General features: G+C 69.8%; 11 protein-coding genes. 8 read left to right on the top strand and 3 right to left on the bottom strand.

Annotated elements, in window-relative coordinates:
- The first annotated feature begins 105 nt into the window (after positions 1 to 105).
- The 3 genes from P0Y33_RS01240 (at position 106) to P0Y33_RS01250 (ending at position 3,757) form a co-directional block, all read left to right on the top strand.
- Positions 106 to 2,331 carry a PAS domain S-box protein gene (locus P0Y33_RS01240; protein ID WP_279528763.1) on the top strand — a complete coding sequence of 742 codons (2,226 nt, stop codon included), beginning with the start codon at positions 106 to 108 and terminating at the stop codon, positions 2,329 to 2,331.
- Positions 2,332 to 2,420: 89 nt separating this feature from the next.
- Positions 2,421 to 3,116 (top strand): HAD family hydrolase, encoded by a 696-nt coding sequence (locus P0Y33_RS01245; RefSeq protein ID WP_279528764.1) that lies wholly within the window; start codon positions 2,421 to 2,423, stop codon positions 3,114 to 3,116.
- A complete protein-coding gene (locus P0Y33_RS01250; RefSeq protein WP_279528765.1) occupies positions 3,116 to 3,757 on the top strand; it encodes a class II aldolase/adducin family protein in 642 nt (213 codons plus the stop codon). The genes P0Y33_RS01245 and P0Y33_RS01250 overlap by 1 nt, the downstream gene beginning before the upstream one ends.
- Positions 3,758 to 3,763: 6 nt before the next feature.
- Here P0Y33_RS01250 and thiM read toward each other — a convergent pair whose 3' ends face one another.
- Both thiM and thiE read right to left on the bottom strand, forming a co-directional pair.
- Positions 3,764 to 4,606 carry a hydroxyethylthiazole kinase gene (gene thiM, locus P0Y33_RS01255; RefSeq protein ID WP_279528766.1) on the bottom strand — a complete coding sequence of 281 codons (843 nt, stop codon included), beginning with the start codon at positions 4,604 to 4,606 and terminating at the stop codon, positions 3,764 to 3,766.
- 1 nt (position 4,607) lies between these two features.
- Positions 4,608 to 5,234 carry a thiamine phosphate synthase gene (gene thiE / locus P0Y33_RS01260; protein ID WP_279528767.1) on the bottom strand — a complete coding sequence of 209 codons (627 nt, stop codon included), beginning with the start codon at positions 5,232 to 5,234 and terminating at the stop codon, positions 4,608 to 4,610.
- A 119-nt stretch (positions 5,235 to 5,353) separates the two neighbouring features.
- On the opposite strand from thiE, the gene P0Y33_RS01265 reads away from it, so the two are divergent.
- Positions 5,354 to 5,848 carry a TRAM domain-containing protein gene (locus P0Y33_RS01265; RefSeq protein ID WP_279528768.1) on the top strand — a complete coding sequence of 165 codons (495 nt, stop codon included), beginning with the start codon at positions 5,354 to 5,356 and terminating at the stop codon, positions 5,846 to 5,848.
- A gap of 69 nt (positions 5,849 to 5,917) precedes the next feature.
- Complete coding sequence (locus P0Y33_RS01270) at positions 5,918 to 6,679, top strand: proteasome assembly chaperone family protein (protein WP_279528769.1); 762 nt, start codon at positions 5,918 to 5,920, stop codon at positions 6,677 to 6,679.
- A 21-nt stretch (positions 6,680 to 6,700) separates the two neighbouring features.
- On the opposite strand, the gene P0Y33_RS01275 is transcribed toward P0Y33_RS01270, so the two are convergent.
- Positions 6,701 to 7,852 (bottom strand): enolase C-terminal domain-like protein, encoded by a 1,152-nt coding sequence (locus P0Y33_RS01275; protein ID WP_279528770.1) that lies wholly within the window; start codon positions 7,850 to 7,852, stop codon positions 6,701 to 6,703.
- 97 nt (positions 7,853 to 7,949) lie between these two features.
- Here P0Y33_RS01275 and P0Y33_RS01280 point away from each other — a divergent pair, with 97 nt between their 5' ends.
- Genes P0Y33_RS01280 through P0Y33_RS01290 form a run of 3 tightly spaced genes read left to right on the top strand, consistent with a single transcriptional unit; the run spans position 7,950 to position 14,077 of the window.
- Positions 7,950 to 8,348 carry a transcriptional regulator gene (locus P0Y33_RS01280; RefSeq protein ID WP_279528771.1) on the top strand — a complete coding sequence of 133 codons (399 nt, stop codon included), beginning with the start codon at positions 7,950 to 7,952 and terminating at the stop codon, positions 8,346 to 8,348.
- Between the two features lie 57 nt (positions 8,349 to 8,405).
- Entirely contained in the window at positions 8,406 to 10,514 is a 2,109-nt protein-coding gene (locus P0Y33_RS01285) for a hypothetical protein (protein WP_279528772.1), read from the top strand.
- A complete protein-coding gene (locus tag P0Y33_RS01290) occupies positions 10,511 to 14,077 on the top strand; it encodes a UvrD-helicase domain-containing protein (protein ID WP_279528773.1) in 3,567 nt (1,188 codons plus the stop codon). The genes P0Y33_RS01285 and P0Y33_RS01290 overlap by 4 nt, the downstream gene beginning before the upstream one ends.
- Position 14,078 lies beyond the last annotated feature (1 nt).

The raw sequence follows: 14,078 nt of genomic DNA on the forward strand, positions 1-14,078 counted from the left end.
TCGCTTCGAACTACCCTCTACCGCTCGTTACACCGTCCACGACACACTCCGTCGACGGAAGTCTTCATACCGCTCCGTCGACTACGTCGGCGTAGTGACTCCCCTGTGTTGACCGACGCCCTCCGCGAGACGCTCGACGTCTTCGACGACGCGGGCCGAGGCGCTCCACTGACGACGAGCGAAGTGACCGACGCGGTCGACGTCGGTCGGAGAAGTACGTACGACCGGTTGGACCGACTGGTCGAGCGTGGGTTCCTCGAGACGAAGGAGGTCGGCGCTCGCGGACGTGTCTGGTGGCGTCCGCCGACGGCGACCGTGACGACCACGTCCGAACGGAGTGTCGAGGACCGGTCCGAGGAACTCCTCCGGGCCGTCTTCGAACACAGCAACGACGCGATATTCGTCCTCGACCCGTACGCCGACGAGATTCTCGACGTCAACGACGCGAGTTGCGAACTCCTCGGCTACCCGCGCGAGGAACTCCTCGAACTCGGGCCGTCCGACTGCCACCCCGACGAGCTAGAACGGTTCCGTGCGTTCGTCGACGGCGTCTTCGACGGTGGGGCCGGGTGGACGGACGAACTGACGTGTCTCACGGAGGACGGCCGTCGCATCCCGACGGAGATCTCGGCGTCGCGGGTCGTCCTCGACGGACGCGACTGTTTGCTCGCCATGGTCCGGGACGTCAGCGGGCGCGAACGACGCGAACGCGAGCGCCGCGAGAGCGAGCGAAAGTTCTGGACGCTCGCGGAGAACCTCGAAGAGATCGTCTGGATGAGTTCTGCGGACCCCTCCGACTTCCTCTACGTCAACCCCGCCTACGAGGACGTGTGGGGCCGGGACCGCGAGGAACTGTACGCGGGCGACGGTCTCGCGTTCCTCGACGCGGTCCACCCGGACGACCGTGAGCGCGTCCGCGAGGCGTACACTGACCTCCCGGAGCGTGGCTACGAAGAGGAGTTCCGGGTCCAACAACCCGACGGGTCGGTCCGGTGGATCCTCGGACAGGCGGTCCCGCTCCGCGACGAGGACGGGACCGTCCACCGCATCGTCGGCATCGGCGAGGACGTCACCGAACGCAAGGAGCGCGAACGGGAACTCGAACGGCAGCGCGAACACCTCGACGCGCTCAACAAACTGAACCGGGTCGGCCGTGAGATCACCGACGCCGCCATCGACCAGTCGACCCGCGAGGAGATCGAACGGACCGTCTGCGAGGCGTTCGCCGAGTCGGACTTCTACGAGTTCGCGTGGATGGCGGAGGTCGACCCCGTGACCAAGACCATCGACAAGCGCGTCGAAGCGGGCGTCGACGGGTACATCGAGAACGTCGCGCTCTCGACGGACTCGGGCGACGCGACCGGTCGGGGACCCACCGGGCGGGCGATCCGCTCGCAAGAGGTGGTCCCGGTCAGGAACGTCTTCGAGGACCCGGCGTTCGAGCCGTGGCGCGACGTCGCTCGCCAGTACGGCTACCGCGCGTCGGCCGCCGTCCCGGTCGTCTACGAGGGAACGATGTACGGTGTCGTCGGCGTCTACACCACGCGCGCCGACGCCTTCTCGGACGACGAGTGTCGGATGCTCGCCCAACTCGGGGAGACCGTCGGCCACGCCATCGCCGCCACCGAGCGCAGACGGGCGCTGCTGAGCGAGGAGGTCGTCAAACTCGACTTCCGCATCGCCGACGCCTTCGATACCTTCGACGTCGACGCGTCACCGGGGTGCCGAATCGCCATCGACGAGACGATTCCGCTCCAGGACGACGACTACCTCGTCTACGGGCACGCGAGCGCGGGCGACCTCGACGTCGTCCGTGCGCTCACCGACACGGTCTCCTCGTGGGAGTCGATGGCGCCTCTCGGCGACGAGACGGATGGAGACGAGCCGACCCGCTTCAAACTCCGCCTCTCCGACCCGCCGGTCCTCGGGGCAGTCACGTCGCGTGGCGGCCGCGTCGAGGAGGCCGTCTTCGAGGACGGCGACTACCGCATGTCGATCCACCTCCCGCCCGGCGTCGACACGAGAGACGTCATCAACACCGTCCAGAGTGCGTATCCGGCCTCCGAGATGGTGACTCGCCGACGGAGTCAGCGCCCCGACGTCGACGCGTCGCCGTCGGACGTCCTCTGTGGCGCCGACCTGACCGAACGCCAGCGCAGCACCCTGGAGGCCGCCTTCTTCGGGGGCTTCTTCGAGTGGCCCCGCGAGAGCGCGGGCGAGGACGTGGCCGACGCGATGGACGTCTCGCCGCCGACCTTCCACCAGCACCTCCGGACCGCCCAGCGGAAGGTCTTCGAGTCTATCCTCTCCGACGCGGGCGGCGTCGACTGAGCGACGAGCGCCTCGACCCGACCCGACCCGACCCGACTGTCCGGTCCCTGCACCGCCACGGCTAACACGATTCCGCGCGAAAACGGGGTATGTCGTACGAAGCGGTGTTCGTGGACCTCGACGACACCCTCTACTCCTACCCGGAGTGTAACGAGGCCGGCAAGCGGGCGGCGTGGGAGACGGCGAAGGACCTCGGCTACGACCTCGACAGAGACGAGTTCGACACGCTCTACGAGGCGGGTCGACGCGAGGTGAAACGCGAACTCGCGGGGACGGCCTCGGCACACGAACGCTTCCTCTACTTCAAGCGCGCCATCGAACTCTACACGGGGACACACAGCGCCCGCGACGCGCTCGCGCTCGGGGAGGCCTACTGGGAGACTTACGTCGAGGAGATGACGCTGTTCGACGGCGTCGAGGAGACGCTCGCGGCGCTGGACGACGCCGGCGTCGACGTCGCCCTCGTGAGCAATCTGACGACCCGCATCCAGTTGAAGAAGATCGACCACCTCGGCATCGAGGAGTACCTCGACCTCGTGTTGACCTCCGAGGAGACCGGCCGCGAGAAGCCCAGTAGCGTGATGTTCACGCTCCCGCTCGCACACCTCGACCGCAGGCCCAGCGAGACGCTGATGGTCGGCGACTCGCTCTCCGCCGACGTCGAGGGCGGGAACGCCGTCGGACTCACCACCGTCCTGTTCAACGAGACCGCCGATGGACACTCCGGCTACCAGCAACCCGACCACCAGATTGACGACTTCCGGGAGTTACTGGAGCTAGTGTAATGCTCGCTCGCGAACGCGTCGCCGTCGTCGACCACGCACCGAAGTTGGCCGACCTCACCCCCGGACGGACGGGGAACCTGAGCGTCCGGCGCGACGACCGCTTCGCGGCCACCCCGACCGGCGTCGCCTACGACGCCTTCGACCCCGCGGACGTCCCGGTCGTCTCCCTCGACGGCGACGTACTCGCCGGCGAGATGGCGCCGACGAGTGAGGTCCCGATGCACACCGGTATCTACCGCCGTCTCGAACCCGGCGCCATCGTCCACACGCACTCGACGTGGGCGACGACGCTCGCGGTCCTCGGCGAGGAACTCCCGCCCGTCCACTACATGATCGCGATGGTCGGTGAGCGCGTCCCGGTCGCGGACTACGCCCCTTACGGAACGGACGAACTCGCGGAGAACGTCGTCGACGCGATGGAGGGTGCGGACGCGAGGGCCTGCATCCTCGCGAACCACGGTCTCGTCGCGGTGGGCGAGGACCTCCCGACGGCGCTGGAGAACACCGTCCACGTCGAGAACCTCTGTCGGGTCTACCTCCAGGCGCGCCAGCACGGCGAACCGAACGAACTCTCCGCCGAGCAACTGGAGACGGTCCGGGAGAAGTTCGAGAGCTACGGCCAGGGAGCGGAGTCGGAGTAGACGGTCTCAGACCGCGTCGACGACCTGCTCGACGCGCCCCTCGGTGTCGACGTCGACCGACGATAGCCCGGCCACTGCGTCGAGGAAGGCGACGCGGTAGCTCGCCGGCCCCTCGTAGGTGCCGAACTCGCCGTCTGCGGCGGCTTCACCGGCGACGCCGAAGGCGAGCGTGCCCGCGAGTGCCGCCTCCAGTTCGTCGTCGAGCGACGCGGCGAACACCGCGAGCGACATGCCGAGCATACAGCCGGTTCCGACGACTTCGCCCAGCATCGGGTGGCCGGCGTCGACTTCGAAGGCGCGGTCGGCGGTCGCGACGACGTCTGTCTCGCCCGACGCTACGACGACCGACCCGGTCTCGCGAGCGCAGGCGACCGCCGTCTCGGCGATGTCCGCGTACTCGCCGACGGATTCGACGCCGCGGACCTCTGCCTCGGAGCCGACGAGCGCCGAAATCTCGCCGTAGTTCCCCTTGACGACGTCGACGTCGAGGTCCGTGACGAGTCGGTCGGCGATCCGGTCACGGGTCGACGTGGCGCCGACGCCGACGGGGTCGACGACGAGTGGGACGTCGTTCTCGTTCGCCGCGCGTCCCGCGGTCACCATCGCCTCCTCGCCACGCTCGCTCACGGTCCCCATGTTCAGGAGACAGCCCTGTGCGCCCGTAACCATCTCTCCGACCTCGCGGACGTCGTCGGACATGACCGGGAGTCCACCCCAGTAGAGCGCCACGTTCGCCACGTCGTTGACGGTGACCTCGTTCGTGAGCGCGTTGACGAGTGGCTGTGTCTCCTCGACGGCGTCGAGGGCGGCCGCGACGTCCACGTTCACCCCTTCGGGTGCACCGCCCATCTCACTTCACCTCCGCGACGGCGGCCGCGAGGTCACGGGTCGCCCTGGTCGGGTCGTCGGCTGCAGTGATCGCCGAGACGACTGCGACCCCGTCCGCACCGGCGTCCACGACGTCGGCGGCGTTCTGTGGCGTGATTCCGCCGATACCGACGAGTGGGACGTCGACCGCGGCGGCAACGTGGCGGACCGTCTCGACGCCGATGGTGCCGTCTACGTCCTTCGAGGACGTCTCGAAGACGGCGCCGACGCCGAGGTAGTCCGCGCCGGCGTCGACGGCCCGGCGAGCACCCCCGACGGACGAGACCGACCGGCCGACGATGGCGTCCTCCCCGAGGTAGTCGCGGGCGACCGACACCGGGAGGTCGTCGTCGCCGAGGTGGACCCCGTCCGCGTCGGCGGCGGCAGCGATGTCTACGCGGTCGTTGACGACGAACGGGACGTCTCCCGCCGCGGTCACCGCCCGGACCTCCCGCGCGAGGGCGTAGCGTTCCCGTGCAGTCGCGTGTTTCTCGCGGAGTTGGACGACGTCGACGCCGCCCTCGACGGCCGCCTCGACGACGTCGAGCGTCGAGCGATTCCGGGACTGGTTCGCCTGGGTGACGAGGTACGTGTTCGGCTCGATATTCATCGGTGGTACCTCGACGTATTCACACCGTCGAGAAAACGCTTGCTACCGAGGGCCGATTTCGGCCAGAATCCGTCGGTGAACCACTAGTCCTATGCGAAACGAGTCCGTACTACCGTTCGATGGTTCAGATTCCAGATTCGCTGCAGACACTATATAACGCTTCGATTGAGGAAGATGGCGATCGATACGTGCTCCCCGTTCCCGCCGAACTCGTCGAGAAGGGTAGCGTCTCGGCCGGCGAGACGTACCGTATCGCCCTCCTGGAGAGTCTCGACGCCGCCGAACAGTCCGGCGAAACCGCGACCGAGAGTGTGAGCGTGAGCGAGCGTAAGAGCGAGAGTGCGGATGAGTCTTCGTCCCAGTCGACGTCGACCGACACGTCGCGACAGTCCGGTGGCCGTCAACTACAGAGTCCGCCGGTCGAGGAGGGTGAGGTCCGGACGGTCACCATCGACACGCTCGGCGACCAGGGCGACGGCATCGCGAAGATCGACCGCGGGTTCGTCGTCATCGTCCCGGGGACGAAACCGGGCGACCAGGTCGAAGTCGAGATCACCGACGTGAAAGAGACAGTCGCGTTCGCCGACCCCATCGGCGAGGCGACCGTCCGCTGACCGTCGGGTACTCGCGACACCGGGAGAACTGCCACAAGTGTGTTAACGGGCCTGTTCGAAGGTGACGGTATGCCCGAAGACGTCACCGACGTCACCTTCCACCGCGAGACGGAACTCGGAGCCGAGGAGCCGACGCTCATCGAGGGCCTCCCGGGAACGGGACTCGTCGCGTCTATCACTGCGGACTACGTCACGACCCACCTCGACCTCGAACAGCACGGCACGCTCCGCTCCGAGGCGTTCCCGCCGGCGGCCTCGTTCGCCGACGGGCTAGTCCAGGACACGGTTCGTGTCTACTCCGGGACCGACCCGGACGTGATGACACTCCAGAGCGACGTCCCCATCCCGCCGGTCGCGTTCCCCGCGATGAGCGACTGTATCCACGAGGACCTGGCCGAGGAGTTCGGCCGCGTCATCTTCGTCGCCGGCATCCCCGCACAGACAGACGAGCAGCGCAGCGACGTCTTCGGCGTCGCCACGACCAAGGAACTCCGGGCGGAACTCGAGGAGAACGACATCGAGATCGCCCAGGAGGACGGTGTCGTCGGCGGCGTGACCGGGTCGCTGGTGAACACCTGCCACCAGGAGGACGTTCCCGCGACGCTCCTGCTCGTCCGCTCGGAACCGCGCCTCCCCGACCCCGGTGCGGCGCGGGCCGTCATCGAGAACGCCCTCGAACCGCTCGTCGACTTCGACATCGACACGGGTGAACTCGCCGAACAGGCCGAAGAGATCCAACAGCAGAAACAGCAGATCATGCAGCAGATGCAACAGCTCCAGCAGGGACAGCAGGGCCAGGAGCCGACGCAGACCCAGTCGATGTACGAATAGTCGCCGCCGCGCTCTCTTCCGTCAGTTCTCGAAGCGCGTGTGGCCCGTCTGTCGGGCCTCGACGAACTCCCAGTCGACGTCGACGCCGAGTCCCGGTCCGTCCGGGACGTGCATCCGCCCGTCGTCGCCCAGCGCCTCCGGGTTTCCCTCGTAGCCCTGGTCGAGTATCCAGCGACTCTCCGGGTGGAGGAGTCCGTGCTCGAAGTAGTTCGTGTTGCGGATGGCGCTCATCGCGTGCACGTGAGCCGGACCGCCGAGGAGGAGTTCGACGTCGAGACCGAAGCTCTCGACCGTGTTGGCGGTCTTCATCAGGCCCGTGATGCCGCCGTCGAGGTGGGCGCTGGTACGGACCAGGTCGGCCGCCTCCTCGACGAGATGTGTCGTCGTCCCGTAGGGACCGGTACGGACGTGTTCGAGCCCGAGAACCGGCGTGTCGAGCGCCGAGACGAGCTTCTTCACCATCGTCGCGCTCACACCGCCGTCGTAGAGGGGGTCCTCGTACCAGAAGAAGTCGAGGTCGTCGATGGCTCGGCCCACGTCGAGGGCGTCGGCGTAGGTCTCGTAGAGACTCGACGAGTCGATCATCAGGTCCATCTCGTCGCCGACGCGCTCGGCCAGCGCCTCGCAGATGGCGACGTCGAAGTCGGGGTTCGACTCGGGGTGGCCATGGAACTTGAAGCCGTCGTACCCCCGCTCCAGACACGTTTCGGCGTAGTCAGCGAACGCCGTGGGCGTGTCGAGTCCACCGGCGTCGTCGACGAACATCGTCGAGGCGTACGCCGGGAGCGAGTCGCGATAGCCGCCCAGCAGTTTCGAGACGCTCTCGCCGTAGTGGTTGCCCGCGAGGTCCCACAGCGCGACGTCGATGGGACCGACGCCGAGGTGGTCGGTGTGGCGGAGCGCCCGCCAGAGGTCCTTCCAGATGCCCTTGCGTTCGAGAGGGTCGCGCCCGAGGAGGTGTTCCTCGGCGACCATCTCGATCTGGGCGATCATCGGCGGCGTGAACGCGAAGCCGCGGTAGTGACCCTCCGTCCCGTCGGCGGTCCGAACCGTGAGCACGAACCCCGGCGGTTCGAGCGTGGAGTCGGGGTCGTACACCCAGTTCCCGCCGACCGTGCCGACGTCCTCCACTTCGTAGTCGAACTCGTGAATCTCGACTTCGCTGATACGCATCGTTCGCACCTCTGCGAGGAGGACCAAAGCCGTTTGCCACGCGGAACCCTCGAACGCGGGGGAATCTTTACTTGAGACGCTCCCGTTCGTACAGGTAATGGTCAAGTCGACGGTCCGGTTCCCGGACGAGGTCATCGACGAGGTGGAGACGCTCGTCGAGGAGGGGCGGGTGACGAGTCGCTCGGAGTTCCAGCGCTTCGCGGTCGAGTACACCCTCTCACAGATCGACGACGACTACGACCCGGAGATGCTCGACTACGAGGAGGTCCGCGACGAACTCGTCCCCGACGCGGGCGAGGACGACGCCGCCGGTGTCTCCGCGGAGTCCGAGTTCCTCGACACCGCCGCCCGAGTTCGACAGTTCGCCGTCCGCGACGACTTCGAGACGGCCGAGGACCTCATCGACACCCGGTTCTCGCCGACCGACCCCCGGTGTATGCTCCTCGAAGACCTCCTCGAAGGGTACCGGACGGACGCGGACGACTCCGACGAGTAGGCAGCGACCGAACCGTCTCCCTTTATCAATTTCTCGCCCCAAGAGTCGGGTCGTTCGATGGCGAACGCCCACACCCGCTCCGACGGACTCGACCGACGCACGGCCTCCCTGACCGTCCACGTCTGTCGCGAGTCCACGCTCGTTTCGTGGGCGCGCCGGAGTCCGGTCGCGACGGACCTCGTCCTCACCCCGGAGCAACTCCACCGGCGGAACCTAAAGTACACGCTCGCCGACGCCGCACAACCCCGGAGTAGTCTCCGGTTCGTCCCGCCGGTCGACGTCGCGGCGGCGGTCGCGCCGGGCGACGCCGACGAATGGCGAACTCTCGACCGGACCGACCGCCTCCGTCTCCTCGAAGAACTCCTCGTCGACCCGGACGCGGAGATCGAGTCGCTGCGGACTGCCTTCGGGACGAACCTCGCGGCGCACACCGAAGCGGTCGAGGCGGCACGCGAAGAACTCGACGTGGTCGCCGGCGGTGCGGCTACCCGCGCCGACGCGCTCCGCGAGGTCGCCGCGGGGCTCTCGACCCCCGCGGCACGCGAGACCACGGCGCTCCTCGACGGTCTTCAGGCGGTCGAGCTCACCCTCGCCGACCGGACCGAGCGCGCAGTCTCGGCCGTCCCCGTGCTCCGAGCAGGACGCGAGGCCCTCGCCGCGACCGACGGCCGGGCGTGGGAGGAGGCGTACCCGACCGTCGAGCGCCTCTCTGTCGCGGGCGTGAGTACGGTCGGGTCGGCACTGCTCGACTTCCTCGGCCACGTCGCGGCGTTCACCGACGTCGAGGTCCACCTCTTCTTGCGGGCGGGGACCGGTCCGCGCATCGCCGAGCGACTCGACGCGCGACTCGCGGCCCAGTCGTCCCTCGACGTCGACGTGACCGTCGCGTCTGACGACGCAGGCGGGGTCGAACCGTCCGTTCCGGCTGCGGAACTCGTCGCGACGACCCGTCGGGAGGAGGCCCGGGCGGCGATGGCCGTCGTCGACGCGCTCCTCGACCGCGGCGTCTCGGTCAGCGACGTCGCGGTGGTCGCCCGCGACGTGGACCGCTACGAGCGCCCACTCGACCGGGCGGCGCGGCGCTACGGCCGCCACCTCTCGGTCTGGACCCAACTCGACCTAGAGCGGACGCTCCCCTACCGCCTCCTCGTCACCTGTGGCGAACTGCTCGACGCCGCCGCCGATTCGTCCGGTGGGGGTGGTGCGGTCGACGCGGAGACCGTGTTCGCCCCGCTCGACTGCCAGTGGGTGCCGCCGGACGCGGATGCCGACGACGAAGCCGGGTGGCCGCTCGCCCACCACGAAGTCGCGGCCGTCCGTCGGGCGGTCGACGACGGGGAGGCGCGTTCGCTCGACGCGTGGTCGCGGCGACTCGACGACGTCGGCTCCGGGACTGAGACCACCGTAGATGGGGTCCGCCGACTGATTCAGTGGGCTCGCGACCAACCGACGACCCCGGCACCGGGGGAGGTCGAAGCGACCTTCGACCCGGTTGTCGAGGCCTACGACGCGGTCGTGCTCCCGCAGCGACTCGCGGCCGACACCCCCGACCTCACCGAGACGTCCCGGACCGCGCGGGCGGTCGAGCGCTCGCGGAAACTGCTCGGGCAGGTACGCGGGAAGTACGCCGACTGGCGTGACCGGGGACACGTCGTCGATTCGTGGGGGACGGTCCTCGACGTCTTCGACGCCGTCGCGACGACGCGGCCGGGCCGGCGCGAACACGACAACGCCGAGCGAATCGACGTCCTGGACGCGACCGACACCTGGCTCCGAGAGTATCCCTACGTCGTCGCGGTCGGCCTCGTCGACGGGAAGTGGCCCGAGCGCCCCGACGGGGCGTTCCCGCCCGCCTTCCGCGACGCCGTCGTCGCGGGTGAGGGACCGGCCGCCGGGTTGGGCGTCCGCGGGGCGTGGACCGAGGAGCGCGAGCGGGACCACTTCGTCGACGCCGTCCGGACCGCGACCGAGGGACTCGTCCTGACGCGCTTCACGGAAGACGCCGACGGCGTCACCTACCACCGCTCGCCGCTCCTCGACGAGTTCGACGACCGCGGCGTCGACTTGCCCGCCGTCGAGGGTGGGGACGTCGCCGACCTGCTCGCGGCCGACCGCCGACTCCCCGAGTCGCTCCGCCGGGTGCTGGACGTGGAGGTGGCCGAGTGACCGAACCGACGGACGCGGCCGAGGTGGACGTCCCCGAACTCGAAGGGGCGCAGCGGGACATCCGCGAGGCCTTCTTCGCGCACGACTCGGGGCTGTTCGTCCTCGACTGCAACCCCGGGTCGGGGAAGTCGACCGTCGCCGACCAGATTGCCGCGGAGGCGCTCGTCCGCGCCCACCGGGACGGCGAGCGTGCGCCCGAGCGGCGACTCTGTGTCACCTCCTTCGCCCGCGACGACGCCGCGGCCATCGAACCCGGCGTCGAGGCCGCACTGCGTGCGTTCGCCCGGCGTGACGACTCGCCGGCCGCGGTCGACGCCGACGAGGCGCGGGACCTCGCACGCCGCCTCCGGCGGAGCGACACGCTCGGCACCATCGACGGCGTCCTCCGGTCGGTGTTCGCCGACGTCGCGACCGAGGTCGGCTTCGACGGGATGCCGGCCGTCGGGAACGACGCCCTCCTCGCCACCCTCCGCGAGGACTGCCTCGACGAACTCCGCGACGACCCCGACCACGCCGCGCGCGTCGAACGCCTCGACGCGGCGTACCCCGGTGGCCAGTACACCGACGGTCTCGACGACCTCTTGCCCGCCGCCCTCGGCGCCGTCCGCGAGCGCCGTCTCTCGGTCGACGCGTTCGAGGAACGTCTCCGCGACACGATCCGAGATAGCTACCCGGACGGGCCGCCGACCGACTTCGAGGCCGTCCTCCGCGACGTCGAGCGATTCGTCGACGAGGCGACGGCCACGGAGACGGACGCGGACTTCGACGACGCGGACCGCGACGCGTTCGTCGCCGCCGACCGGCAGTGCTACGACGCCTGGACAGACGCCGTCGCGGACTTCTGTACGGTGCTCCGCGCCTACGAGGCGCGCTACGACGACCTGACCCGCGAACGCGGCGTCGCCGCCCACCTCGACGCCGCCCACTGGGTTGCCGAGTACTTCCAGAACGACGCGTACGCGAGCGACTACCGCGAGCACCGTCGGGAGCACCACGCCGCCCGCCTCGACACGCTCGTCGTCGACGAGGCACAGGACGTCTCGGTCGTCCAGCACGACGCGCTCGCGCCGTTCGTCGACGCCGATACCCGCGTCCTGCTCGTCGGCGACGGCAAGCAGTGTATCTACACCTGGCGGAACGCCCGCCCGTCGCTGTTCGAGCGAGCGTTCGCGGAGGGGGTGTACTTCGGCGTCGACTGGGACACCCACGAGACGGCGCGGGCCGCCCGGACCTACCGCTCGCGGCCGGACGTGGCCGCCGCCGTCGACGCGGTGTTCGCGGACGTCTTCGACGACCCCGCGCGCGGCGACGCGGGGTCGCTGTCCGTCGATTACCCGCATCTCGTCCCCGACCGCGACCCGGTCGACGGCACGAACGTGCACGTCGCGGCCTACACCTCGAACGAACCGCCCGGGTCGCCCGACTGGGCCGTCGACGAGGCGACCCTGCTCGCGCGGTACCTCGCGGGCGCCCTCCACGACGGGACCCTCGACACGCCGGACACCTCGGACGACCCGGAGGAGTACCCCGGAATCACGGTCCTTTTCCCGCGACGGCGGTACATGGATGTCTTCGCCGAGAAGCTCGAAGCACGAGGGATCTCCGTCGCGAACGCGAGTCAGTACCTCTTCGCCCACCCGCTCGTCCGCGTCGTCGTCGCCGTCGTCCGGTGGCTGGTCGACCCGTTCGACCCCGAGCGGACCCGGGACCTCCTCGACGACGACGCGTTCCCCGCTGAACTGGCCGAGGTGGTCGCCGAGCACGACTGGTCGGTCGTGGCTGCCGCCGACGCCGACGCTGACGCCGACACCGACGACGGCCTCTCGGACGGCGCGTCGACCGTTCTCGCGGGACTCGCCGCCCTCGCGTCGCGCCACGCCCGGCACGCGAGCGACGCCGGCGCGCTCGTCGTCGAGGACGTCGTCGACCGCCTCTCGCTCGCCGCCGGCCCGCTGGGGCTGACGGACGAATCGGACGACGACCCGGCCCGGCGCGTCGCCGCCCTCGACGCCCTCCTCGACCACGTCGACGGGTGGGAGGGGGCCGACCGCTACCCGCTCGCCGACCTCGCGGCCGTGCTCGAACGCTACGCCGACGAACCGTCCGACGGGCCGAACGTCCCGGTTCCTGACCCCGAGTCCCACGACGTGGTGTTCCGAACCGTCCACCAGATGAAGGGCGACGAGGACGACGTCGTCGTCCTCGCGGACCTCGGTGCGGACCTCGGCTTCCACGGTCCCCACAGCGACGTCTTCGTCGCCCGTGGCTCGCACCTCGCGCTCGCGCCGCCGGCCGAGACGGGCGCGGACGCCCCGGCGCTCGACGGGTTCGACTTCGGCGTCTACGCCCATCCGGAACGTGAGGTCGAGGGCGGTCGCGCCGACGACGTGCGCCGTGACGCGGGACTGCGCTGGGCGAGCGAGCGGTGGGTGCGCGATTCGTCCGGTGACGCCCGCCTGGCCGGCCCACCACCACTCCGCGACGCCGCGGGCGACCACCGCGCCGAGCGCTGGCGACTCCTCTACGTCGCGATGACGCGTGCACGCGACCACCTCGTCGTGCCGCTCCCGCGGGACCGGGGTCCGCACCGGCGACAGCCCCGCGACTACTGGATGGACGCGATTCTCGACGGGTTCGAGGTCGAGCGAGCGCCGACGCGGGGGCGCTACACGGTCGACGCCCCGGCGGCCGACGGCGAGACGCGGCGCTTCGAGATCGACGTCAACGACGTCGAGTTCGTCGACTCCGTCGGGACGGGCGAGGGCGCGCCGACGCCGTTCGCGGCGACGGCCGGAACCCCGTCCGCGACCGGGTGGACGCCGCGGTACGTCAACGCGAGCACGCTCTACCCGCTCGCGACCGCCACCGACGAGCACCTGCTCGCTCACCTCCAGGGGAACGCACTCCACACCGAACGCGAGTCGCCCGCCGACTCCCTCCCGCTCACGTTCGAGGCGATGGGACCGGACGCCGTCGGGAACGTCGCCCACGCGGTGCTGGCGACGGCGGTCGCACGCGGCGTCTCGACGCCCACGCTCCGGGACTGTTCCGGCCCGCTCGCCGACCGCCTCGACGCCGCGCTAGCCGAGGAACTCGACGGGGTCCCGTCGGCCGAGCGCGAGCGACTCCGTTCGTTCGTCGCCGACACGCTCTGTCCCCAGTTCGCCGACAGCGACACCTGGGCGCGCCTCCGCGAGAGCGACCCGGTGTACGTCGAAGAGCCACTGGACGCCGTCCACCGCGTCGACTCCGCCCGCGCCGGCGAGGTGGCCATCGAGACGCAGAACGTCGCGGACGTCGTCTCGGTCGACCCCGAGGGGACGTGGCACGTCGACGACCTCAAGGTGGGTCTCGCCGCGAGCGACGCGGAGACGCGACGGCGCTACGACCTCCAGACCGCGACCTACGCGTGGCTGTTGGAGCGACAACTCGGCGGGTCGTCGGTGACGGCGGCGGTCACTCGTCTCGGCGTCGACCCCGACGAACGGCCCGCCACCGTCCCGGTGTTGTCCGTGGAGGGGTGGTTCGGTGAACTGTCGGGCGTCGAACCGGCCGACGAGTGAC

This window comes from Halospeciosus flavus (assembly GCF_029814175.1).
Classification (GTDB): Archaea; Halobacteriota; Halobacteria; order Halobacteriales; family Halobacteriaceae; genus Halospeciosus; species Halospeciosus flavus.

Coding starts and splice junctions, on each gene's coding strand:
- P0Y33_RS01245 (WP_279528764.1), top strand. CDS start 2,421: ATGTCGTACGAAGCGGTGTTCGTGGACCTCGACGACACCCTCTACTCC.
- P0Y33_RS01250 (WP_279528765.1), top strand. CDS start 3,116: ATGCTCGCTCGCGAACGCGTCGCCGTCGTCGACCACGCACCGAAGTTG.
- thiM (WP_279528766.1), bottom strand. CDS start 4,606: ATGGGCGGTGCACCCGAAGGGGTGAACGTGGACGTCGCGGCCGCCCTC.
- thiE (WP_279528767.1), bottom strand. CDS start 5,234: ATGAATATCGAGCCGAACACGTACCTCGTCACCCAGGCGAACCAGTCC.
- P0Y33_RS01265 (WP_279528768.1), top strand. CDS start 5,354: ATGGTTCAGATTCCAGATTCGCTGCAGACACTATATAACGCTTCGATT.
- P0Y33_RS01270 (WP_279528769.1), top strand. CDS start 5,918: ATGCCCGAAGACGTCACCGACGTCACCTTCCACCGCGAGACGGAACTC.
- P0Y33_RS01275 (WP_279528770.1), bottom strand. CDS start 7,852: ATGCGTATCAGCGAAGTCGAGATTCACGAGTTCGACTACGAAGTGGAG.
- P0Y33_RS01280 (WP_279528771.1), top strand. CDS start 7,950: ATGGTCAAGTCGACGGTCCGGTTCCCGGACGAGGTCATCGACGAGGTG.
- P0Y33_RS01285 (WP_279528772.1), top strand. CDS start 8,406: ATGGCGAACGCCCACACCCGCTCCGACGGACTCGACCGACGCACGGCC.